This is a genomic window from Micromonospora chokoriensis (genome assembly GCF_000718555.1).
Lineage (GTDB): Bacteria > Actinomycetota > Actinomycetes > Mycobacteriales > Micromonosporaceae > Micromonospora > Micromonospora chokoriensis_B.
Genome location: NZ_JOAN01000021.1, coordinates 82,236 through 104,913 on the forward strand (window position 1 = coordinate 82,236; position 22,678 = coordinate 104,913).

The window sequence follows — 22,678 nt, forward strand, 5'->3', positions numbered from 1 at the left end:
AACCTAACGCCAGGAGCTCGTTTGCACCCGTCACCCCATAGCATTGATGCTATGTGGCGGAGGTGGAGCGATGAGTGATCGCCTGGACTGGAACGACCTGCGTGAGCGCCGGATGGCGGAGCCGGGAGCGGCCGAGACCTACGAGGCCACCCGCATCGCCTTCGAGCTTGGTCAGGAGGTTCGTCACCTACGCGAGGGGCACGGTTGGAGTCAGAGCCAGTTGGCCCGAGCCGCCGGCATGACTCAGTCCGCGGTGGCTCGCTTCGAGGCAGGCGGGACAGTGCCGACCCTGCCGGTGCTGGAGCGCCTAGCCCGAGCCCTGGACCGAAGGCTGGACGTCAGGTTCGCTTCGAACGAAGTTGTGGTGCTGCCGTGAGCCCGCCTCGTTAGGCCCCGCAGAAGAATTGTCCGGCCTTCAGCCATCGCCCGCCCGCCGAGCAGATGGCTACCGCGTCGAGGACCCAGATGCCGGACCCTGCGGTTGCTGGTAAACGTGTCTGTAATGCCAATCAAGGTAGCGCCTGCTGGGCGGAACGGAGCCGGCCGGAAGTAAAAGGTGTTGCGACAGTGGGGGCCGTCCGAATGATGAACGCATCGGAGAGTCGATTTCTGCAGCTGCCTGCACCTCAGGATGAACGTGGATTCGCAGGTGGTGATCCACTGTAAGAAGCCCTGTGTCGAAGGCGACGTCATGGGTAGGGCAGGCTGCGATTCCGTTCCGCGGGTCAAGTCGCTCACGCGGGCTGCTCACTCGCCATGGCTTGATATGGCTAGCCACTAGCATCCGGTGGGCAATTAATTCGCCGGCTCGTGCACCTAGCCCACACAAGGTGCAGCGGTGACCATTATTCTTAAGTACATTCCGCGCGAATCGGTGTTGCCCAACTCGGGCAACAGCAGTTAGAAGCCTCTCGGTCAACGGCTCATCAATATCGGGGTACTTCTGTGCCCACCTAGTGGCCTGGCCGTGAACGGCCGCCTCTAGGTCCGACTGCGCCAGTTCCTCCTGGCCCATCAGCGTGAGCTGGTCGTCGCCTTCGAGCCCGAGAAAGTCGGGCAATTTATCCTGTCCTATGCCCACCCGGCGTGCGGCTTCGAGCATCAGCCGGTAGATCGCCCCGAGTTGAACGGGCGAGGAGAGGAGCTGCGCAGCTACGAGAACCTCGTGCTTGGCCCCGTGCGCGAGACTGCCATCAAGATTCGACATCTTTGCGATCAAGCTGCCATTAGGTCGCGAAAAAAGCTTGGCCAGGGTGGGAATCGGCTCCGCAGCTAGATGGCTCGTCGATCCACCGTACCTGCGGCGGTCGAAGACAAAGCTTGCGGCAAGGCAGAGTAGCGTCTCCACTGGCGTGAAGGGAACTTGCTTACGTCCAGGACGTGGACTCCGAGTCAGAACAGCCCGCCACTGGCTCGTTGCCTGCGCCTGGGTGAGATCCAGGTAGTCCCGCTCGGAGGGCATCAACGCCTACCCTTGATAGTTCGATAAACAGATGAGCACCACACAGTCGTCGGTCTGGTTCTTCGCACTATTCAGCCCTCCACGATCGTAGCCGAACTCACTAAAATTAGACCCTGGAGAAGTCGCCTGTATCCATGCAGTGATTCGCGTTAGCCCTTGTTTAAGCAAAGCTAGAGGTGTTGGCCGGACAGGCCCGGCAGGGTTACGTCGGCGACTGCGTATGGTGCCGATCGCCATGCTGAGGGAGGCGGCGCGATCACCGCCGAGTCGGTCCAGATGAATTCTGTGGTGTCTGGGGGCACGGCTAGCGCAATGTCGTGAGCGCTGACCTCGAATATACCGATTATGTGCGATGGCTTGATGTGGGGCGCGACGAAAGCCTCGTTCGCAAAAACAACCTGCGTGAGCAGCCATTCGTCGCGGTGAAACCGGCTCTTGTCGTACTCGTTGCGGCTCAGATGGAATGTGCCGCGGTTGTTCGCGCTGCACCCCTTGACCTCGATGCGAAGCCTGGGAGGGCCGGCGAGCTCAATGTCATAGCCGAAAGCGTCTGAAATCGACGCGACATGAGTTGGGTGACAGCCGTGTGCTCGCAGCGCCTCCAGGATCACCGCCTCGGCGGCGTCCCCGATGCGCTTGCGGAAGTCGGTGTCGCGCGGGCGACTCACCGCACTGCATATGTCGATGAGGATGTCGTCGAGCCCGGGGTCGAGCCATTCAAGCGCGCGCAGATCGGCGGTTGGGATGTATTGGCGGGCGACCCCTCGGGGCGACACTGCGATTCGTAACCAGGCGGGAGGGTCGGTGGTTAGCAGCACCCGGGCGATGTGGCGCAGTGTGGTGTCGTCGGCGGTGCCGGCAATTCCGGCTAGTGGGGTTGCCAGCATTATGGCCTCGGCCTGCCTAGCAAGGCCAGAAGCCAGCAGGTACTCGGCGGGGGTGGTCAGGTCGGTGGCGGCCGCGACGAAGGTGCCGTGGGTACGCGCGGCGCGGACCCAATCGGCGATGTCGCGGCGCGCCGCAAGGCGGGCGGCATAGCAGAGCAGCAGTACAGCGTACGCCGCACCGCGCCTAGGCAGCATCGAGCCGTGCCTTGATATGAGACACGACGGCCTGCATATCGTCTGATACCACCGGTTTTTCGGGCGCACCCTCGTCTGGCTCGGGGAGTGAGACGCGAACTAGACCTCGGTCGTTCATCAGCGCGGACAATGCGAGGATTTTCTCGCGTAGTCGTGCGTTGACGGTATCGTCGATGCTTTCCTCGCTTAAAAGCAGCGTGAAGCGCGTCATGACTTCCTCGCTGAGACCGAGCCGGTGAATGCGGTCCTGGCTTTGCAAGAAGTGGCCGGCGTTGAAGGTCCGGTCGAGATAAATGGCATGGTGGCACCAGTGGTGCAAGCTGACGCCCTCGCCGCAAGCGGCCGGGTTGGCGAGCAGAACGTGACAGCTAGGATCGTGCCGGAAGCGCTCCAGCTCGGATTCTCGGGTTAATGCCCCGGCCGGCGCCCCATCCTGCGTCGGCACTCCTCCGTGCACGATGGCTGGCTGGAAGCCGTTAAGGTGCGTGGCGAGCGACCGGATATTGCGCACGAATGTTGACCAGACGATGATCTTCTCGCCGCGGTCGCGCGCCTGTTCGGCCATCTCCCTGACGTGTTCGTACTTCCAGGGTGTCTCGTAGTCGCGATAGCGGGTCAACAGCTCGGTGAGTGGCTCGTTGCCATCAAGGGCGAGCGGAGGGTGCATGAAGCCGCGCTGGTCGGCGTCGTCAGAGCCGGCTACCAGCAGCATGGGGTTGGTTGCGGCTTCGAGCAGGTACATAACGACCCGGCCGAGCCGGTCGAACTGCCGTCGGGCCGGACGGTCCAGCCCAAAGTCGCCGCGATAGCGGCCTAGTAGAGCGTCGTAAATTGCCTGCTGGATCGGGCTCATCGCGCGGGTGACCACGTCGAAGGTGGTGCCAGGCAGCCCGAGGCGAGACTTCGGTGTTCGGACGAAGTAGCGTTGGATCGCCCGGCTGGTCTCGCTCAGCACGTCGTCGTCGCGGCCAGCGCGCTCGTTGTAGGCGCTGGCTGGCAAGATCTTCTGATCCTGCCCTGGGTACAGGAAACGCATCAGGGCGATCAGGTCGAAGGCGCCTTGGGGCGCGGGAGTGCCAGTCAGGATGTCGCGGCGCTTGGCGGCATAGGCGAGATCGAGCACCGCGCGGCCGTGCACACCCTGCGCGCCGCGTTTGACCCGGTGTGCCTCGTCGAGGATGACATGGGTCGAGCGACGGCCGACGTAATCCCGGATGCGGTCGTAGTCGGAAGCGACTCGGTTGTAGTTGGTGAGCAATACCTCGACATCGCTGTAGATCGAGTTTGGACCGGTGTGGACCGTGATGGTCGGCGGGTGCTCGAAGCAAGCAGCGGCATCCTCCCGCCATGCCTCGAAGGCGGCGAGGGGTGCGATGACAAGGAGCTGCTCAACCTCGCCGCGCGTGCGAGCCAGGGTGTAGTTGGCCAGCGCGACTGTGGTCTTGCCGGCACCCGGCACGGAGAAGTCGGCACCATGTGGCAGCTGCTGGATCAGCGCGAGGTTCTCTAACTGGAAATCCCGTAACTTGCGCCGGAAGCCGGCGGCGGCGAGCTCGGCGGCGAGCGCTTCGGAGCTCGTTGGCCGGATGCCAGCGGCGACGTGCTCACGGCGCTTCTGGTCAGCAATCAACGAGCGGACCTGCTCGCGAAGCGTCGGGCCTAGGTCGAGCTGCTCATGGAAGATCGTCCGGACCTCGCGTAGCGCCGGCAACTCGGCGAGAAAGACGTCCACGCGTACGTCCATGCGGTTGGGTGAGCCGCCGACGATGCCGCGAGACATGGCAGCCTGTAGGCGGGCCCAGGCGCCGGTGACGGCCGAAGCCTGGCGGGTAACGACGACTAGGGGGCGGCCTTGCTGGTAGAGCTCGGCGACGATCACGCCTTTCGGCCCTCGGTCTCGTTCAACAGCCCTTGGATTTCGATCATTTTGAGGTTGAAGGCATGCTCGTCCCACTCGGCTTGGGCTCGTGCCTTCGGGAGATCTTTACGGATCCGTTTCAAGCCGTTGATCACTTTATCGGCGTGAATGAGCGGTGCCTTGGCCGCCGACTGGTCGGCAGCCTCGTCTGCGGCCTCGTCGGCGACGGCGGTAATCGCGCTGCGCAGCGAGCTGAGCACCTGGCGGGTGGAGACCTTGTCGCCATCACCGAGCGGCAGGCTTTCATCAGGCGTCCGAGCGGCGACTAGGCCCAGTAGCTCGTTCAACGGCTGCCCGGGCGGGTCCTCGCCGAGCAGGTCATCCAGCAGGTCGTCTTCTGAACCAAAGGCCGCTGCAGACTGAGCAGCATCGAGCACCGGCTTCAGCGAGGGGTCGCGTTCGACCTCCCTTCGGATGAGCTCAGCCGCGTCGGCACGTTGTAGGTGCCGTAGCTTGCGATACTCCACGTTAGCCAAAGTTCCAAGGAAGTATGCGGACCGTACGCTGTCGGCCTCCGCCGGCGGCTTGTTTCGAATGTGCCGGGCGAGCTCCGTGAAGGCCGACTCGTTGTCGGTGAAGTCGACGTGCAGGCGCGCGCCCTTTGCCAGATCGACCAGCTGGTGCACCTGCTGGAGCTTCTCATGCAAATCCCGCACCTTCGCGACGTCGCTGTGCATGCGCTTGGCGACCCGTGCGAAGTCTTTGCCCTCACGATCGTAAAGCTCCTCAATAAGGAATGCCTCGTTGATCCAGGAGTACCCCTGCTTGAAGTCGCGCGCAATCTGCAGCTCGGCTTCAAGGTCGACCAGCTCGTCGGGCTGGGCGTCGTCCGGCAAGACCAGGCACTGGACGTAGCGGGCCTTCAGCCAGTCGTCTTCCTGATAGAGGGATCGCAGAGCGGCGGTGCGCCGGTTGCCGTTGATCAGGACGCCTTCGGCGGTGATGATGGCTGGGTCCTGCTGGCCCCGATCCTTCAGGTCCTCCTTGAGCTCCTTGAAGCCCTCCTGGCCGATGAGGATGCGGTACTGCGCCTCCTGGGCGGCTGGTCCCAAAGGGTCGGCGGTGAACAGGTCTGGCTGTCCGGCCAAATGGATCTCACGGCGCTGTTCGGCCTGGGTGCGGTGGTTCAGCGTGGAAAAGTGCACCCACGTGACCTCGACCTCGACCTGCGGAAGCTCCTTCTGCTCGCGCGGCCAGGCCGGAACTAACACGTGCCGGACGGGATTGCGGGCCTGCAGCATCGCCACACGATCCTGGTCCAGAATCGGGTTGGGCATGCGAATCATCTCCTGTACGTGGTGGAACGGCCGACGCCGAATCTGGACGAGATGGTAGTTCGGACTTCGCCGTTCTTGCGCTGGAAGCCGACGTGGCCGATGTAAGCCGGGAGGGCCTGGTCATCGATGCCGAAGAGACTGAGCAGAATGCCAGGGAAAACGCGTTGCTGCATGCCATCCCAGTTCAGGTCAGCTGTCGGAGCATCAACCCTAGGCGTCACGTAGACGCAGGGTGGCGGCACCATTTGTGCGCCGATCTGCACGGCTCGCTCCTGTTTCGGGCAAAGCCGCGTGGGCGTACCGCAGAGTTGATTGTGGAAGATGACGCCATCAACCGTCCGGTCATCTGGGTCGAGGATGCGGTTGCGCATACGTTGGACACCATCGGCGACGTACTGGCCGGGCTCGGCGTTCAGGCTGTCACAGAGCCACCAGACGTATGTCTCCCGAGCCCAGACCGGTGCCGACCAACGGATGCCATGTGTCCCATTAGGGCAGCCTTTCTGAATGATTGCAACGAGGCCGAAGTCGGGAACCGTGAGTCGGTATACGGTGCTCTTCCCGTGCTGAGGCTTGGTGACGCCATCCACCAGGCCCGCGTGCTGCAACGCCTCAAGGATGTCGAGTAGGAATCGGCGGCGTCCGCCGGTGCTCGCGCTCATGCTGCCGCGCGCAGCCTCGATCGCAGCCGGCAAGGCATCGCGATACTCCTCGCCGGTCAAGCCGTACCGTGCGAGGAGCTCGGTCTCCATGACAAGCTTCTGGAAAAGGTTATCCACCTTACTGACGACCTCCGGTAGGGGTGCCCCCGCATGGCGGCAAGGCGCAGCGTCGTCAGGCAACACCGTCTCCGATCCTCCCCTTGTGTCCGGTCAGGTTGGTCCAACAGTGGCCGTTGGGCGACTTCGGATCGCGTTGGTCCAATTTAAACAGGTAGCTTTGCTGGACCCGGCGGCGGAATCTATTGACGCTGGGCGCACTTGACGTTGTTTGCACGAACGCTTGCCCGGGAGGCCGTGGCGGGTGTCGCAGGATGAAACGCTGTCGGCGGCCTGAATGAGCGAGCTCGGCAAGCCACTCGACCTCGTCGTGCCGTATACCAGGGCCATCCCGACGTAGCGGTGCAATGCGGCCACCGCGGAGGACGGCTTGAGTGCGGCGTCCAAGCGGGTCGGCCAGATGCGGAGCATGTTCCGGAACAGCTCGACGTGCTATCGATGCTGGTTGGCCTAGGACTGCTGGAGGAGGAGCGCCGCAATGATTGCTAGCCGCGGCGGTGATATCGCCGTCCATCCGCTTCGGGGACATGGCGATGAGAGCGAGGAGTCTCAGTGTAGGCGCGGCCAGTAGGGCCGTCTGCTCGCCGCCGCGACCTACCGCCACCGACGCAGCCATTCGGTGCCGCGCTGCAGGCACGGGCCGAAGATGCCGCTGTAGCGCGTCCGCAGCGGTAGCACGCCGGTGACCGGGCCTGTCGGCTGGTCCCACAACCTTCCTTGGGGCACTCTCGGCGGGTGCCTGGGGCAAGGGGCGAGGGGCGAGGGCGTCCTCACCGTAATCCGGAAGGCCTGTCACAACCTGGGTGGAGAACTTTTCGGCAACGGCTCGGTTGATGCCTATGCTGTAGCTTTTCCATCTATCTACTGGCTGACTTTGCATGCACTGACCAGCTGTCACGTCGTTTCGGCGGAATCAGGCCTCGAAGTGTAGGTGAAGAGACATGCTCCGAACAATGGTCATCATGGGCAATTGGCTGAGAAGCGGGTAGTGACATTGGCCAGCTCCCTCGGCTACGGAATCGGGCATCCGTGTTCGGCCACGCTTCGGATGAGACCCTAGCCATACCATCGGCCCGGATGGTTGCCCGACTCGGCTCGGTTCCTCCGCCGCTAGGTTGTCTGACTCGGCAGAACGGATGATCGACTCTCCCGCCGGGGTGTCGCACAGGGTCTTCCACGTACCCCTATAGTCTGCCCAGCGACGATCGACCGAGGAGGTAGCGTGGACGGCACGGCCATCCATGCGGCGGAGTTCTTCGCTGGCATCGGGCTGGTGCGGACCGCCCTTGAGCCGTTGGGTGTCCAGTTTGTCTGGGCCAACGACATCAAGCAGGCCAAGTTCAACGCCTACCGCGAGAACTACCCGGACGCCGACAAGCACTTCAAGGTCGGCGACGTCCGCGAGATCAACTCGATGGATCTACCTTCCGGGTTGGATCTGGCGACTAGTAGTTTTCCCTGCATCGACCTGTCGCTCGCTGGCAATCGGCTTGGCTTGGACGGTGCTCAGTCGGGAATGTTCTTCGAATTTGCGCGAATCTTGGAGGGTATGCCGCGGCGGCCACCTGTTGTGCTGTTGGAGAACGTGCGTGGATTCGCGACCAGTCACGGTGGCAGAGATATCGAACGCGCCTTAGCTAAGCTTTCTCAGCTGGATTATTCGCTCGATGTACTCGCGATCGACGCCAAGCATTTCGTCCCACAGTCGCGGCCCCGCATGTTTATTATCGGAATTGCGAAAGATAAGCTGCCGAAAAATTCTCATGTCGGCGTCCCCGGCCCTAGCGACGTACGTCCGACCTGGGTGACCGCCCTGCACGCTCGGCATGGCGGTACCTACAACATGCACTACTTCGATCTGCCGCCGCTCCCGGAAGGCCCAAAGGACCTTAGTGGGGTGGTGGACCATGACGTCCCGGCGAGCGAATGGTGGGGCGTGACGCAGGTGAAGGCCTTCATTGATTCGCTTAGCCCTGGTCAACGCGTCCGCTTCGAGGCGCTGCGAAACGGGGACGACATTTCCTATCGCTCTGCTTATCGTCGAACCCGACAGGGAATATCCATGTGGGAGCTGCGCCGTGACGCCATTGCGGGATGCTTGCGCACGACGGGCGGCGGCTCCAGCAAGCAGGCGCTCGTCGAGGTTGGCATGCGTCGTGAGCCTCGGGTGCGGTGGATGACCCCCATGGAATATGCGCGGTTAATGGGTGCGGGGGATTACAAATTGGTTGCGGGCACCCCGAATCAGCAGCTCTTCGGTTTTGGTGACGCGGTTGTTGTCGATGTTGTCCGGTGGATTGGCCAGCACTACCTCGTTCCCGTCCTTACCTCGGAAACCACCGACAAGGGCTAGTTTCCGTTGCCGCTGCCGCCGACCCCGCCGCCTTCATCGGCCAGCAGGACGATGAAGGCCAACCGCAGTACCGGAACGAAGCCAGAGCTTGCGCTGCGGCGGGCGCTTTTTAGGGCCGGACTGCGCTATCGCGTGAATCTGAAGGTGATGACTCCGGGCCGGGTCGTCCGCCCGGATGTCGTATTCACCCGGACGCGCGTGGCGGTGTTCGTTGACGGGTGTTTCTGGCACGGGTGTCCCTTGCATGGACGTATGCCCAGCGATCCAAGCGGCTACTGGCGTCAGAAGATTTCCCGGAATCAAGAGCGTGACCGTGCGGTTGACCAGGCACTCCACGATGCGGGCTGGCGGGTGATCCGGCTCTGGGAGCACGCGGCCACCGAGGAAGCAGTGATGCTGGTACGGGTTGCTGTAGCTGAGCGGTCCGATGCTTAAGAGCGTCAAAATCCTCTGGCAACGCCTACCTGTCTTGCCCAACTTAGCCCAAGTTCCGGCTAGCAAGATCAGTTCAGGTGCCCTGCCTGCGATGCTGTTGGTCTCGGATAATTGGCCCCGGCTGATCTGGAATGCCAGCGAATGGCCGCCAGCGGGTTGTCAGGTTCTTTTGTCGTATGGACCGCAGGCGGTTTGTGAACTCGGCGGCGATGAGCGGCGAGGTATTTAAGAGCGGCACGGCGGCTGAAATCATCTTTAGCTCGCGGGCCTCCCGTAAGTATGCCCACGACGGGTCCGAGCTGACATCGAAGCCGTAGGCGAGGGTTAAAGCGCGATGCGACCCTTTACTTCCGAATCGGATTTCGCCTACTGCTAACGCTGCTAGATCAACTTGCCACGGACCGACGCAGGTGGCATCGAAGTCACATAGGATGGCCCGGCCCGACAGATCTCGTAGGAGGTTGCCGACATGGGCATCTCCATGGATGAGCTTCGGCTCACCTCTCCGGCCGAGTGCAATAAGTTGCGGCTCCAAGCGATCGCACCACTCCACGAGGAACTTGCGGTCATTCGCGTCGAGGCCTTCGGCATCGGCCAGGCGTCGCCGTGCGTCACCGACCGGATCCCAGGCTGGGAGCCCAAAGGAAGGTACGTCGAGTGCGTGGAACTCGCGCAGCACCAGGCCGAGGTCTTCCACGGTTGGAGCGGGTGATTGCGGCGGCACGTACCTCCAAACTGACGCGGCCAGGCTGCCGAACTGGACAGGTTGTTCGACATCGTGCACCAGCCGAATCGTTGGTGCGTCGATTTCGGCGAACCATTGCCCAAGCTGGACTACCTTGGTAACCCGATCTAGAAGCTGATGGGTCCGTGCGATCCGGATGATGATCCCGGGTTGCGGCAGGGCGAAGACGGCGTTGTTAGTCAACTGCAGCAGCCGAGCGCCTTCTGCAGAGACGTCTAGGGCGGCGGCGACATCCCTCATGGCCGCTGTCATTGCCTCCTCGGAGAACCGCCCGCTCATGCGGATATCGCAGCCTGAGCGGTGAGGACGCGCTCGAATGCGGCGACCTCCGGAAACTCTCGATGCCGAACGAGATCACGGCGCAGATTGATCACCCGATCGATCACCCGCCGGGAACTCATCGCCTGTGCCTGCTTCAGCACCCGCGCCCCGACGGCGAGCGCCTGTTCGGGCTCATCGGCCAGAAACAGCGCGCTGCACAGCCCGACCTCGTTGAGCACGGTGCTGCGTACGTTCGCCGCGCCGATAGCCGCGGTGGAATCCCTGCCCCAGCGCACCGCCTCGGAGGCGTGTCTGCGGTCTCGTCGTGCCATGTCCCGGTACACCCGCCCGTACTGAGCGAACAGCTCGCCGCGGTCGTAGAAGCCCATCCAGGCCGGCTCGCGGTCCCTGTTGATGCGCTCGAACTGGTCGCTCGCCTTGCCGAGTGTTCCTACGGCGGCCTGGTCGTCGCCGAGTGCAGCGATCGAGGCTGCCTGTGCGCCCCAGAGCAGGGCCTTGGTCGCCGGGGTGGTGTGTGACCCGAGTTGTGCGTACGTGAGTTGCAGTGTCGCGAGAGCATCCCGGTTGTGCCGAAGGTGTTGAAGCTGCTTGGCCTGCGCGTACCGAATCATTGCGACCAGCGGCACATTCTCAGCAGCCAGCGCAGCGCGTTCCCCAGCGACGAAGTGCCGCTGCGCGTCGTCATGCCTGCCCGCGTCGAGCGCAGTCCAGCCAGCCAGTTGCCTCGCTGTCGCCACCGCCGCGATGAGGGGCGGTGTGAGCCCGGCCGGGTGCGACCAATCAAGCATGCGATATACCGACTCCGCGAACCGGGCCACCTCCCGATACAGCAGGCCACCGCCAGTTTCGCGGTCCACCGACCGATACAGCTCAAGCACCGCGTTCAGCCGGGCGATATCCGCAGTGCCGATTCGCCGAGGCTGGACAAGTTCGCTGCCGCCGAGCAGGCCCGCGCCTGCAGCGACTGCGGCGATGCCGGCCAACAGGGCCCGCCGACCCTCGTCCGGCCCAGCACCCGGTGGATCGGTCGAGGCGCGGACGTTCTCGGCTTTCTCGACCGGCCGTTGAGGCTGTCCCGGGAGGGCGAACCAGAGGCAAGACGCAGGTATCCGGAAAAGCTGCGCCCAGTGCGCCAGCCGGTCCAGGTGTACCAGCGGCGGCCCGTTCTCCACCCGACTGAGCTGCGCCTGCGTGATGCCCAGCCACCCCGCCACCACGGTCTGCGGCAACGCGACCCGCCCGTGGTACGGATGGCATCGGTACGCCCTGATCACCCGCCCCAGATGCCGCTTGGCCAGTGCCTGCCGCACCGGCTCGTGATCCCAGAAGCTCGCCGGCACCACCGGTGGCGCGCTCAGCCGGTCCCGCTCGGCGGCCTGGCATGGCGTACACCGTCCGCTGTCGTTGTCGCGGGCCAGCCGTCCGCCGCACCGAGGGCAGTTTGAGTGGGTCACGGCGGCTCCGTCCATCCAGCTTCATCGAGCCTATCCATTGAACCCGCTGCGTGGAGGCGCGGTATACGCAGCGCGCATATCGATGATGCTCGGGCCGTCATCCGCTGTCAGGCAGCCCGGCCGCACGGTCGGTGAAAGCCACCGAAAGGAGCGCCATGCTGCTGACCACGTCTCAACGGAGCCCGGGGAGGGCACTCGTCTCCGACGAACTCTTCGCCCGACTGTCCGCCCGCATCGCCCACGACCATCCCGAGCTGTCCCCCGACCTGCCACCCAGGATCGTGGATCAGGCTCTCGCCTTCCTCGGGGCCTGCGCCGTCACCGCCGAGCCAATCGGCCCGAGCACCATGGTCGACATCGGCTGGCACACGTTCATCCTGCACACCCACGACTACGCGGAGTTCTGCCACCGCATCGCCGGCCGCTTCATCCACCACGAGCCCGAGCCCACACCCGACGATGACGTCCCGCAGCCGATCGGCACCCCGATCTCGCGGACAGTCGACGCGATCCGAGCCGCCGGCTTCACCGTCGACGCTGCGCTCTGGACGAATGAGGGCGTGGCCGAGTGCACCCAGTGCCACGCCGGGTGCACCGACAGCCCGACCGGATAGGGCGGCTGACCAGCGGTCCCGGGCATAGACTGCCCGGGACCGCTCGCCGTTCGGAGGGCCGCCGCATGCCACGCCGTCGCCACTGGCACGAGCTTCCCGAGCCGGTACGGGCAGAAGTCGAGCGGCACACCGGCCCGATCCGTTCGGCCGAGACGATCCCCACCGGGGCCTCCTGCGAGGTGGCCCTGACCCTCGACACCGCCACCGGTCGAGTCTTCTGCAAGGGCGGGGAGTCGAGCAGCCCGGCCGCGTGGCTCTACCGCAACGAGGCTCGCGTCAACCCGTGGCTGCCGGAGGCGGCACCCCGCCTGCTATGGACCGTTGAGCGCGACGGTTTGCTACTTCTCGGCTTCGAGCACGTCGCGGGGCGGCACGCCGACCTAGCCCCCGGATCACCCGACCTGCCACTGTTGGCGGCACTGCTTACCGAGTTGAGCGGCCAACCGACGCCCTGCCCGCCGGTCGCAGTGCGGCCTTTCGCCGACCGCTGGCACACCCTCGTCGACCCCGAGTTGGTCGACGGCGACACCCTCCTGCATACCGACATGACGCCCCGGAACTTCCTGGTGCCGGAAGGCCAAGCTGAATCGGCGACGAGACTCGTCGACTGGTCCGCCCCTGCCCGGGGCGCCGCCTGGATCGACACCGCGTTTCTCCTGCTCCGACTCGTTCGCGCTGGTCACACGCCGGCCGCCGCCGAGGATTGGGCGACGCAAATCCCCGCGTACGCCTGCGCACCCGAACAGTCGGTGACCGCCTTCGCTGATGCTCTTGCTCGGCTCTGGCGACGCAAGCAGCTCGCCGCGTCGGCACCCCATCACGGGCCGCTCCTCGACGCGGCTCAGCGGTGGGCGGCCTACCGGGGACCTGGTGGCTCGACAACGCCGACAGGGGACACCCTCAAGAGCGCAGCGCCTCGATGACCACGCCCCACCGCTCCGGCCCGTGCATCGGGTTCAGCGGCTTCCCGTCCGCGACGATGACGCCGGCAGCGCGCAGCACCGCCAGGTGACCCGCGTACGCCGGATGCGCCGCCAACTCCGCCTTGACGTGCGGAAACGCGATGATCGGCAGCCCCGCCCCCAACGACTCGTTGAGGACGCCGAGCGCCAGCGTGTCGTTGATGCCCAACGCCCACTTCGTCACCGTGTTGAACGTGACCGGGGCGGCCACCACCACATCGGCCGGTGGGTGCGGCTCGGGGTCGCCGGGCATCCGCCACTCCACGCGTACCAGATAGCCGGTTTTTTCTTGCAACGCTGCTCGGTCGAGCCACGGCCCGGCGGTAGGGCTGACGATCATGCAGACCCGCCAGCCGTCGGCGATCAGGAGGTCGACCAGCTCGTCGATGTGTTCCGCCGGACCGGCGGCGCAGACGACCAGATACAACACCGGGCGTTCCGTCATGCCCGCAGTCTGCCCGATTTGAACGACACGTAGTCGGGCACATACCGGACGTGCATCGCCTCGACGATCATCGTGACATGCCGTTTCACCTGCTCAGGCGCCAAAGTCGACGCATGGCCCGGGGCGGGTGCTCGGCCCCGGAGTTGCGCCGGCCCTCAACGGCGCAGCTCCGTCCCGCCCCGGTGCCAGCCCATGAACCAACGTCATTGGAGCCGGCATGTCCACCGTGATCGACGACGACCACCCGGCTCGGGTGAGCCTGGCCGCCGCCTGGGAGTCGGTAGACGTGCGGGCCGCCGGCGACTTCTGGTGCACCCTCGAAGATCGCCGTTCCGGGCTGCTCCCACACCGCGACGCGCCGATCTTCTTCACCGCGCTGGGTCGCCTCCTGGTCGACGGTGACGACCCGGCGAGCCGGGCGGCGCTGCTCCTGGTGCTCGGCCGCGCGTACCGTCACTTCGACCTACTCCCGCACTCCACCACCATCGGCGACGCGCTGCTCGCCACCGTGGCCCGCCACGCGCACCCACTGTGGACCCCGCAGCTCACCATCGCCGCCGAGCGCGCGCTGTGCCGCGCCACGCGCGCCATCCGCCCCGCCGCCGCGCAGGCCGGCGACGGCCCGGCCTGGTGGCACGTCCAGGTGATCGGCCACGAACGGCCGTCGCCAGACCTCGCCATTCTCACGGTACGTCCCTGGCGGCGGCTGCCCTTCCAGCCAGGTCAAGCGGTCCCGGTCTGCACACCGCGCCTACCCGGGCACTGGCGCTGGCTCTCACCGGCCAACACCCCACGCGCGGACGGCACCGTCGAGCTGCACGTCCGCGCCGTACCCGCCGGCACCGTCTCCCACCACCTGGTCCACGAGGTACGCCCCAGCGAGCTGCTCTGGCTCGGCCCGCCCGCCGCCATCGGCCTGAGCCTCGACCCGGCGAACACGAACGATCTGCTGCTCGTCGCCGGTGGCACCGGCCTGGCGCCGCTGCGTGCCCTGGTCGAGCAGGTCGCCGCCGCACCGGACGGCCGGCGGGTGACGCTTGTCGTCGGCGCGCGCACCTTCACCGACCTGTACGACTCGGTCGTCCTCGACAAGCTGCAGTGCGCGCATGATTGGCTGACCATCGTGCCGGCCTTCTCCGCCGACCCGTGCGCCGAGCCGGCCGAGCAGGGTGACGCCCTGACCATTGCCCTCGACCACCATCAGCCCGGTCAGGAGATCTACCTCTGCGGCCCGCCCGCGATGCTGGCCGGCGCGCGGGCACGGCTACTCGCCCTCGGCGTCCCCGCCGGCCGCATCCACCTGCCCCGCAGCTTCACCCGCTGACGGCTTTCCACGCGGCGGTGGGGGCGGCCGGGAGCAGTCGCAGCAAAGAGTGCGATGACTGGTAGTCATCAAGATGACTACCAGTCATCACGCTCATCAGGGCAAGGCCGTCCGGACGCGAATCGGGCTTCGGCCCGGGCGTCCGGCCTGCCGGCCGACAACCCGGTTATGGCCAGCGCCGCCGCTTCCCGACGAGATGATGGAGGCCGCAGCGGACCAGGTCGGGGTGCCCGAGTGCCGAAGGAGGAGCGGACGTGGAGTTGCTCATCCTCGCCGGCGTCTTCGCCACCGCGACCATCGCCGTGACGACCGCGTTCGGCCCCCGCTGGGGAGTGGCGGCACCGCTGCTGCTGGTGCTGATCGGGATCGTCGTCTCCACCATTCCCGGCGTTCCGCCGATCGAGGTGGACCCGGAACTCGTACTCGCCGGTGTCCTGCCTCCGCTGCTCTACTCATCGGCGGTCTCCATGCCGGCGATGAACTTCCGACGTGAGTTCAATGCGATCGGCGGCCTGGCCGTACTCCTGGTGGTGGTCAGCTCCCTGCTGCTGGGTGCCGTCTTCGACTGGATCTTTCCGGACCTCGGCTTCGCCTGGGGTGTCGCGCTCGGCGCCATCCTCTCGCCGACCGACGCCGTCGCGATCACCATCGCCCGCCGCGTCGGGGTCTCCCACCGCATCACCACCATCCTCGAAGGCGAGTCCCTGCTCAACGACGCGACGGCTCTGGTCGTGCTGCGGACCGCCGTGGCAGCCGCCGCGCTGACCTTCTCGTTCTGGGAGGCGGTCGGCCAGTTCCTCTGGTCGGTGCTGGTCGCCGTCGTCGTCGGCGGTCTGGTGGGTGCGCTCGTGGTGCGCCTACGCGCCGGATTCCCCGACGTCACCGCCTCCACGCTGATCTCGTTCACCGTGCCGTTCCTGGCGGCCGTACCCGCGACCCTGCTGCACGGCTCCGGCCTCGTCGCCGCCGTGATGGCGGGCATCGTCACCGGACGTTCGGGCCCGCACCACCTGCCCGCGGACCAACGGCTGTCGGACTACAACAACTGGCGTACCGTCACCGTCTTCCTGGAAGGCGCGATCTTCCTGCTGATGGGGCTGGAGATGTCCGCGCTCGTCGCCGACGCTAGCGTCGGGACGACCGGCCTACCCCTGGTCGCCCTGCTCGCGATACTCGCGGTCGTGGTGCTGCTGGCCGTGCGCTCGGCGTACGTCTTCCCCCTCATCGGCGTACTCCGGTGGGACGCCCACCGGGCGCGCAAGTCCCAGTCCCACCTGCGCGACACGGTCCAGGCGATCGCGGCGCGCAACGCGGAAGCGGTGCTGCGCAGCCTGCGGCGCGCGCGGGGCGCTGGCCCGTCCGTAGCTCGGCGGGCCGCACCCCGCTTCTCGGAGGGCCGGTGGCATCGCCTGGGACAGCGGGCCCGGCTGATGCTCAACGACATCGACTACGTGTTGCGGCAGCCGCTCTCCTGGCGGGACGGCGTCGTCATGGTCGTCGCCGGGATGCGCGGCGCGGTCACCGTGGCCGCGGCGCAGACGCTGCCCGAGGAAACTCCCCACCGCGCCGAACTCATCCTGCTCGCCTTCACCGTCGCGCTGCTGTCCCTGCTCGTCCAGGGCGGCTCGCTCGTGCCGGTGGTGCGCTGGGTCCGGCCGAGCACCCCGGACGTCGCCGACCAGCGTCGGCAGCAGGTCGCGCTCGAAGCCGCGCTGGCCGAGGTGACGACCCCACCGGAGCAGGAGAGTGGGGGCGAGCTTAGACACCGCCTGGCGCTGATCCAGCTACGGCGTGAGCGCCTGCTTGACCTCCAGGACGAGGGGGTCTACGACGCGACCGTCCTAGAGAAGACGCTCACCTCACTCGACACCGCAGAGGTCGGCCTCCGACTGAAGCTGCGCAACCAGCCAGATTGGTAGCTTGCCCGCTCGGCCTTGCAGATCCACTTCCTCCTATCCGAAAACACCAGTAATTCGGTCCGGGCCTTGGCCCTTGCCTTGTTAGCCTGACCGCCAGTCCACCAAGGTGGGAGATGAACATGGCCGGACGTTGGGCAGCAGATCGCACCGCGACCTTCTCTCGGAGACTCGGTAAGTCCGCCGCAGAGCTGGGGGAGAGCGGGGGGACAACCACCTGCCCCGACGTCTGGGAGTTGTCCAACGGCGATGTCGCGGTTATCGGCCGCGACCTGACCGACGTCCTCGCCGCGCGATTGCCCGACGGCGTCAGTGTGGGTGCCGACGAACGGGTAGTCGTCATTCCGCGAAGCATGCTCGTGGCGGCCAAGCCGGACATCCCGGATGCGTGACCTGTTGGAATCGGCCACCCGGCAGCGGCTCAGCCTTGCCGAGTACGACGCCGACTTCTACGCGACGATCGAGTCGACGAACGGCCCCATCCTCAAGACCGAGCGGATCCAGACCTTCCGCGAACCAGGCAGCCCGAGCTGGGAGGCGTACGCCGATGGTCGTTGGGAGGACGCTCTTCAGATTGCTGCCGAGCCGAACCCGGAGCTGGTGGCGTTCTTCGAGCACCTTGACCAGCTCGGCTCCGGGCTTCGGCGCCTGCGGATCGTTGAGCTGCCACTGACGCCCTACCTGGTCTGGGAGCTACATTTCCTGCGCCACCGGGCGGATGCGGGCGAGCAGATCAGTGTGCTTGATGCCCAATCAGTGGCCGAGATCGAAGCGGCGGCCGGCCCGATCCCTGAGCTGATGGTGGTGGGCCGTCAGGCTGTCTACGAGGTCTTGTACGACAGCTCAGGCACCCCCATCGGTGCGGAGAAGTCGGTCGAACCGGCGGTCGTGCAGGGCTGTCGAAGCCAGGTCCTGACGCTACTTGACCGGGCCGAGCCCTTCGACTCCTTCTTCCACCGAGAGGTCGACGGGACAAGCCCAGCAGTGCCCCACCTGTAGTAGCCTGCCTCCACCAGCGAGCGTGGAGGCACTGTGCCCCGACTCCGGATGGTCTCCGATCTGGCCCGTCGATCCGCTACGCCAACGATGCTGCTCGTTGCCGTCCTGGCCATGCTCGCCGCCGTGCTGTTCTCGCCCGCCGTGCTGCTCTGGATCGGAAGGCGTCCAGGGTACGACTGGCCGCTGTTGGGCAACGTCGGTGAGACGTACGGTGCCGCGTCGGCGATCCTCGCGGCCCTGGCACTCATCGGTGTCGTGTCGTCGTTGGTGCTGCAGTCCCGGGAGGCCAAGGCAGCACGGGAGCAGGCAGTACGCGCACTGCACACCGACCTGCTCAAGATGGCGATCGACGATCCAACCCTCCTCGAATGCTGGGGGCCGATCGAAGACGCCGCCGACGTCGAATGGTTCCGTAAGCACGTCTACGCGAACCTGATCGTGACCCACTGGCAGTCGATGTGGGAGGTGGACGTACTGGCCGCGCGACACCTGGAGGTGCTCGCCGACCAGTTCTTCAAGGGGCAGGTTGGCCGCCGATTCTGGGCGGAGGCGCGAGGCCCTCGTACGACGGCCGAGACATCACGACGTGCGCGGCGCTTCACCGCGATTGTCGATCGCCGGTACCTGCTGGCAGTCGCGGCAGGTCCAGCGGAGAACGAGCCCCGTGTGCCTGTGCGGACGACCGGCCCCGGGGTAGTGCCCGAGCGAGCGGCCGGAAAGGAACGCTCCACCGTGCTCGCGGTCGGAGTTGTGCTGGGTGCCGCTGCCGTCATTGCCGGCCGCCGTCGCCGCCCTGGTGCCCAGGCTCGGCGTGACAGGTGAGTGGGTCAGGTGTTCGTGTCGCCGAACTCGCGTACGCCGTCGACGTCGAGCGTGATCCGCGCGTTCTCGGTCCACTGGCCGGTGGCGGCGAGCCAACTCGGGTCGTCGCGCTCGTCGATGTCGCTCCAACTGTGCCGGTGGTGCCGTAGCTGGATCGGCCCGGTCGACTGGCCCGGCGCAAGCGTGCCGTCGGTGAAGGTCAGCTCGACCCAGCCGGGGACCGGCGTTCCCGGGACCGGGTAACCCGGCGGCGCTGGCGTCGTCAACACGGTCGGCCCGCCCGGCCCGCCTGGGCCGCCCGGCCCACCCGGCGGGACGAAGAACTGCACGGTCTGTTGGATCCGAGCGCAGCCGAGTGCGGCCCAGTCACAGTTCGGCACCAGCGAGGTGTTGCCGCCCTCGAAGCGCAGGTGGTAGCGCACCTGCACGGTGCTCAGGTCGAGCGGCCCGGTGCCGGTGTTGGTGACCTTCAGCAGGTGCTGGATCTGGTTGTTCGTCGGGGACCAGTCGAGGTTGAGGTAGCTGACCGTCGCGCGGCCGCTGGCGGTGCGAACGGTGGTGGTGGGCGAGGTGTCGGAGTAGCCGCCGAGCGCGCGGGCGGCAACCGCGATCCGGTACGTCGTGCCGGGTGCGAGATCGGTCAGGGTGATCGTGGTGTCGGTCGTGGCACCGAGGAAGCGGTAGGTGTTCGGCCCCAGCGGCACCTGAATCTCGTAGTTGATCGGCTGCTCGGCGCCGCTCTCGTCGAGCCAGGCCGAGGGTGCCCAGCTGAGGGTGAGCTGATGTGGTTGGTTGACCAGCACCGTCGGGCTGCCAGGGGTGCTGATCGCCGGGCCGTCGGCACGGGCGGCGTTGACGGCGAGCAGGCTCGCCAGCGAGGCGAGGGCGATGGCTGCGGTGACGCGGCGAGCACGCATGCCCGAATGGTAAGCATGGACATCGATGTCTATGCATCGTCCGTCAGTTCAGATGCAGCAGCCGGTCAGGTCGGCGGCGGTCGGCGAGTCGAAGGGTCCGTTACGCGACGTAGTCGGCTTGGAGATAATGCCTGGTCAGGTGGCTACCTAGCGTGAACCCGTCATCAGGAACGGCCCAGAGGTCGGCGGCTCAACTGCCGGCCACCCGGGCCTCAGACGGGAGATACATATGCGTACCAAGAATCAAGCCCGAGCGTCCGTACTCGTGCTCGGTCTCGTCGCGACCGCGGCGGTGCTCGTCCCGGCGAGCCCGGCGTCCGCCGCGGTCCCCGGCCTGGTCCGGATCGCCGCGACCAGCGTCAGCAACTCGGCCGACTACCACAGCGTCACCGCCACCTGCCCGGTCGGCAAGGTGCTCACCGGCACCGGCTACGAGCTGAACGGCGTCACAGGTGAAGGCGTCGTCGACGACCTGCGCCCCAACGGCGGCGTCGCCACGGCACCGACCGCGGTCACCGTCGGCGCGTACGAGACCGAGGCGTTCGCGGGGAACTGGTCGGTGACGGCGTACGCGATCTGCGCCAACCCGCTGCCCGGCCTGGTGCGGGTCGCCACGGCCAGCGTCAGCAACTCGGCCGATTACCGCAGCGTCACGGCCACCTGCCCAGCGGGGAAGGTGCTCACCGGCACGGGCTACGAGCTGAACGGCGTCACAGGTGAAGGCGTCGTCGACGACTTCCGCCCCAACGGCGGCGTCGCCACGGCACCGACCGCGGTCACCGTCGGCGCGTACGAGTCGGACGCCACGGCCCTGAACTGGTCCGCGACCGCGTACGCCATCTGCGCCAACCCTCTCGCGGGCCTGGTGCGCGCCTCCGCCGTGGGGGCCAGCAACTCCCTCGACTTCCGCAGCGTCACGGCCACCTGCCCGGTCGGGAAGGTGCTGACCGGCGCCGGCTACGAGCTGAACGGGGTGACCGGCGAGGGCATCGTCGACGACTTCCGCCCCAACGGCGGGCCGGCAACAGCGCCGACGTCCGCCGCATCCGGCGCGTACGAGGAGGATGCGTTCGCCGGCAACTGGTCTGACACGGCGTACGCCATCTGCGCCACGCCGTAACAAAAGCCCATCAGGCGTGGCCGCCCCGCAATCGTGCGAGGCGGCCACACCCGTGGCTAGTCACGCGCCCGGGCTGGCGGACCTGTCGACGGTCGCGCCGGGCTCGGAATATGTGCGGAAGCAAGCGGGAGCAGGCCGGCCTTCCGGGCGTACGAGGGGAACTCAGCCCCGGTGCACGGCAGTCGATGCTTCGTCTGCCTTAGGGCATCGACGATTGCGCCCGCGTTGACCTCGGTGAGTCTGCCGGACCGGCATCTATCGGCGAGTAGCCAGATCGTGCCGTGCACCTTTAGACCGTAGGTACGGCCCACCTTGGTTGCCGTGCGGTCATCCGTGACGGCCGTACCGCCGTGCATCTCCGCTGCGGCGAAGACCGTCGCCTCGCCCAGGTCCCGTCTGCCCGCGCCGATCCGGCGAACCCACTCGGAGAAGCAGTGAATCTCCGGCATCGTGTTGAGCGCGAGGACGTCGACCCAGTCAAGATTCAGCGCCGCGATGAGAGCGGGCTCCCGCTCGGAGTTGACGCGAAGTTCGTCGAGTACGACGGCCGTCGTAGCCACGCGCTGTTCCGCGACCAGGTCGGCCAGCACGTCGAGCCGGTCGGCAAGGGCGAAGTGGTGCAGCACGGTCGTGTCGAAGACGAGAAGGGGCTCGCGGACCGCAGCTGTGGAGGTCACAGTGCCAGATCTGTCTCGTCGCGTGTTGGTAGATCTTCCAAGCGGATCTGGCCATGCAGCAGCTCGACTGCGCGGGCGTCCGATATGAGATAGCGGCGCCAGGCCTCCATGACAGCGTGCGAATAACCCGGTGGTACGCGGATGGCGTCGAGATCAGGCTGCGGAGCCCAGCCAACCGCATCCATGATCTCTGCCCGGGTCGGCGTGGTTCGGCTCCAGCGTGCCGATGACACGTCGAGCCACCCGGCACATTCCGCCTGGCGCACCGCGAGAGACCACGACGTGCGGTAGCGTGCGGTGAACCGGATCAGATCTTCCCGAGAGGCTGGGCGGATGGTGACATCGCCGAACGCGGCGATCGGGAGGAGGAGTTCGGCGGCGAAGGCGTTGATCAGACTTTCCCGGTCGGCGCGGGACGCGTGTACCGCGAGATCGCTGGAATATTCGTCGCCCAACACCAGGTGGCCCAGCTCATGGGCTGCGGTAGCTCGCCGCCGGCCCGGGTCTCCCTCGACACTGACGACCGACACCGCCAGGTCACCGTCCACCATCGAGGCGCCTTCCCCCGGCAGATCACTGATGAGGACGTACTGACCGCTGCGTTCACAGAAGTCCATCAGGGTGTCGATCGGCTCGGTGCCGATGCCCCGCACGTCACGCAACCACCGTGCGGCAGTGCGGGCATCATCGTCGGAGGTGACATTCCCTTCGTACCGGACCGGGGGTTGAAGAATCAGAGTGCCCGCGTCGAGAAGTTGACGGACGTCCCTGAGCCAGGACGCGAGCGTGATCTCCAGTCGTTGAGAACGTCTCGCGACATCCGTGTCGTTGTCCTGAGGGATGACTTCCGAGCGGCGCGAGATGACAGCTGGTCGTCGCTGCAGCAGGTGATCAATGGGTACGTTGAGCGCGGTCGCGAGCCGAATCAGCTCCAGCGCGTCCACCCGTCGTACACCTGACTCGATCTTGGCGATCATCGTGCGGTCGAGCCCGAGGTGAGCGCCCAGTTCGGCCTGAGAAAGGCCAGCCCCCAGCCGTGTCTGGCGCACCTGCTCGCCGACCGTCGTCCAGTCGCCGGTTTCGGTCATGGTGCGA

22 protein-coding genes are annotated in these 22,678 nt (G+C 66.3%); 11 read left to right on the plus strand and 11 right to left on the minus strand.

Translation table 11 applies throughout. The features are described 5' to 3' along the window. The first annotated feature begins 70 nt into the window (after positions 1-70). Complete coding sequence (locus IF46_RS0125365) at positions 71-376, plus strand: helix-turn-helix domain-containing protein (protein WP_030490888.1); 306 nt, start codon at positions 71-73, stop codon at positions 374-376. 69 nt (positions 377-445) lie between these two features. Here IF46_RS0125365 and IF46_RS35660 read toward each other — a convergent pair whose 3' ends face one another. From IF46_RS35660 to IF46_RS0125385, 5 genes are all read right to left on the minus strand, one after another. Next, a complete protein-coding gene (locus tag IF46_RS35660) occupies positions 446-1,462 on the minus strand; it encodes an HNH endonuclease (RefSeq protein WP_084598039.1) in 1,017 nt (338 codons plus the stop codon). A 170-nt stretch (positions 1,463-1,632) separates the two neighbouring features. Then, positions 1,633-2,544 carry a DUF3883 domain-containing protein gene (locus IF46_RS0125370; protein ID WP_030490889.1) on the minus strand — a complete coding sequence of 304 codons (912 nt, stop codon included), beginning with the start codon at positions 2,542-2,544 and terminating at the stop codon, positions 1,633-1,635. After that, positions 2,534-4,423, minus strand: coding sequence for a DEAD/DEAH box helicase (locus IF46_RS0125375; protein WP_051724167.1), 1,890 nt, complete (start codon positions 4,421-4,423; stop codon positions 2,534-2,536). The genes IF46_RS0125370 and IF46_RS0125375 overlap by 11 nt, the downstream gene beginning before the upstream one ends. Beyond that, positions 4,420-5,739 (minus strand): ParB N-terminal domain-containing protein, encoded by a 1,320-nt coding sequence (locus IF46_RS0125380; protein ID WP_030490891.1) that lies wholly within the window; start codon positions 5,737-5,739, stop codon positions 4,420-4,422. Before IF46_RS0125380 ends, IF46_RS0125375 begins: the two co-directional genes overlap by 4 nt. 5 nt (positions 5,740-5,744) lie before the next feature. Then, positions 5,745-6,491 carry a hypothetical protein gene (locus tag IF46_RS0125385; protein ID WP_157563471.1) on the minus strand — a complete coding sequence of 249 codons (747 nt, stop codon included), beginning with the start codon at positions 6,489-6,491 and terminating at the stop codon, positions 5,745-5,747. Between the two features lie 1,249 nt (positions 6,492-7,740). Here IF46_RS0125385 and IF46_RS0125390 point away from each other — a divergent pair. Together IF46_RS0125390 and IF46_RS33985 are read left to right on the plus strand one after the other, a co-directional pair. Further along, positions 7,741-8,871 carry a DNA cytosine methyltransferase gene (locus IF46_RS0125390; protein WP_030490893.1) on the plus strand — a complete coding sequence of 377 codons (1,131 nt, stop codon included), beginning with the start codon at positions 7,741-7,743 and terminating at the stop codon, positions 8,869-8,871. Between the two features lie 6 nt (positions 8,872-8,877). After that, positions 8,878-9,306 (plus strand): very short patch repair endonuclease, encoded by a 429-nt coding sequence (locus IF46_RS33985; protein WP_269640001.1) that lies wholly within the window; start codon positions 8,878-8,880, stop codon positions 9,304-9,306. Between the two features lie 73 nt (positions 9,307-9,379). Here IF46_RS33985 and IF46_RS33990 read toward each other — a convergent pair whose 3' ends face one another. Together IF46_RS33990 and IF46_RS0125405 are read right to left on the minus strand one after the other, a co-directional pair. Beyond that, positions 9,380-10,330 (minus strand): aminoglycoside phosphotransferase family protein, encoded by a 951-nt coding sequence (locus IF46_RS33990; protein WP_232234160.1) that lies wholly within the window; start codon positions 10,328-10,330, stop codon positions 9,380-9,382. After that, positions 10,327-11,562, minus strand: coding sequence for an XRE family transcriptional regulator (locus IF46_RS0125405; protein WP_232234161.1), 1,236 nt, complete (start codon positions 11,560-11,562; stop codon positions 10,327-10,329). Before IF46_RS0125405 ends, IF46_RS33990 begins: the two co-directional genes overlap by 4 nt. Positions 11,563-11,942: 380 nt before the next feature. Here IF46_RS0125405 and IF46_RS0125410 point away from each other — a divergent pair, with 380 nt between their 5' ends. After that, entirely contained in the window at positions 11,943-12,401 is a 459-nt protein-coding gene (locus tag IF46_RS0125410; protein ID WP_030490896.1) for a glycine-rich domain-containing protein, read from the plus strand. A 65-nt stretch (positions 12,402-12,466) separates the two neighbouring features. Further along, the gene (locus IF46_RS0125415) at positions 12,467-13,324 is read left to right on the plus strand and encodes a hypothetical protein (RefSeq protein WP_051724168.1); all 858 of its coding nucleotides are present in this window, start codon (positions 12,467-12,469) and stop codon (positions 13,322-13,324) included. Here the strand turns inward: IF46_RS0125415 and IF46_RS0125420 are convergent. After that, on the minus strand, positions 13,302-13,808 hold the full coding sequence (locus IF46_RS0125420; protein ID WP_030490898.1) for a flavoprotein: 507 nt from the start codon (positions 13,806-13,808) through the stop codon (positions 13,302-13,304). The genes IF46_RS0125415 and IF46_RS0125420 overlap by 23 nt on opposite strands. A gap of 217 nt (positions 13,809-14,025) precedes the next feature. Between IF46_RS0125420 and IF46_RS0125425 the strand changes: the two genes are divergently transcribed. From IF46_RS0125425 to IF46_RS0125445, 5 genes are all read left to right on the plus strand, one after another. Beyond that, positions 14,026-15,132: an FAD-binding oxidoreductase gene (locus tag IF46_RS0125425; RefSeq protein ID WP_030490899.1), complete on the plus strand. Its 1,107-nt coding sequence runs from the start codon at positions 14,026-14,028 to the stop codon at positions 15,130-15,132. 254 nt (positions 15,133-15,386) lie between these two features. Next, a complete protein-coding gene (locus tag IF46_RS0125430) occupies positions 15,387-17,051 on the plus strand; it encodes a cation:proton antiporter (RefSeq protein WP_030490900.1) in 1,665 nt (554 codons plus the stop codon). A 119-nt stretch (positions 17,052-17,170) separates the two neighbouring features. After that, positions 17,171-17,440: a hypothetical protein gene (locus IF46_RS0125435; RefSeq protein WP_030490901.1), complete on the plus strand. Its 270-nt coding sequence runs from the start codon at positions 17,171-17,173 to the stop codon at positions 17,438-17,440. Beyond that, complete coding sequence (locus IF46_RS0125440) at positions 17,433-18,047, plus strand: DUF6879 family protein (RefSeq protein ID WP_030490902.1); 615 nt, start codon at positions 17,433-17,435, stop codon at positions 18,045-18,047. Before IF46_RS0125435 ends, IF46_RS0125440 begins: the two co-directional genes overlap by 8 nt. Before the next feature lie 33 nt (positions 18,048-18,080). Beyond that, on the plus strand, positions 18,081-18,869 hold the full coding sequence (locus tag IF46_RS0125445; RefSeq protein ID WP_157563474.1) for a DUF6082 family protein: 789 nt from the start codon (positions 18,081-18,083) through the stop codon (positions 18,867-18,869). Between the two features lie 5 nt (positions 18,870-18,874). On the opposite strand, the gene IF46_RS0125450 is transcribed toward IF46_RS0125445, so the two are convergent. Next, complete coding sequence (locus tag IF46_RS0125450; RefSeq protein ID WP_030490904.1) at positions 18,875-19,786, minus strand: cellulose binding domain-containing protein; 912 nt, start codon at positions 19,784-19,786, stop codon at positions 18,875-18,877. A 229-nt stretch (positions 19,787-20,015) separates the two neighbouring features. Here IF46_RS0125450 and IF46_RS0125460 point away from each other — a divergent pair, with 229 nt between their 5' ends. Then, positions 20,016-20,906: a hypothetical protein gene (locus IF46_RS0125460; protein ID WP_030490905.1), complete on the plus strand. Its 891-nt coding sequence runs from the start codon at positions 20,016-20,018 to the stop codon at positions 20,904-20,906. 56 nt (positions 20,907-20,962) lie between these two features. Here IF46_RS0125460 and IF46_RS0125465 read toward each other — a convergent pair whose 3' ends face one another. Together IF46_RS0125465 and IF46_RS0125470 are read right to left on the minus strand one after the other, a co-directional pair. Beyond that, positions 20,963-21,583, minus strand: coding sequence for a hypothetical protein (locus IF46_RS0125465; RefSeq protein ID WP_051724170.1), 621 nt, complete (start codon positions 21,581-21,583; stop codon positions 20,963-20,965). Continuing rightward, the gene (locus IF46_RS0125470; RefSeq protein ID WP_030490907.1) at positions 21,580-22,671 is read right to left on the minus strand and encodes a helix-turn-helix domain-containing protein; all 1,092 of its coding nucleotides are present in this window, start codon (positions 22,669-22,671) and stop codon (positions 21,580-21,582) included. The genes IF46_RS0125465 and IF46_RS0125470 overlap by 4 nt, the downstream gene beginning before the upstream one ends. Positions 22,672-22,678: the final 7 nt, after the last annotated feature.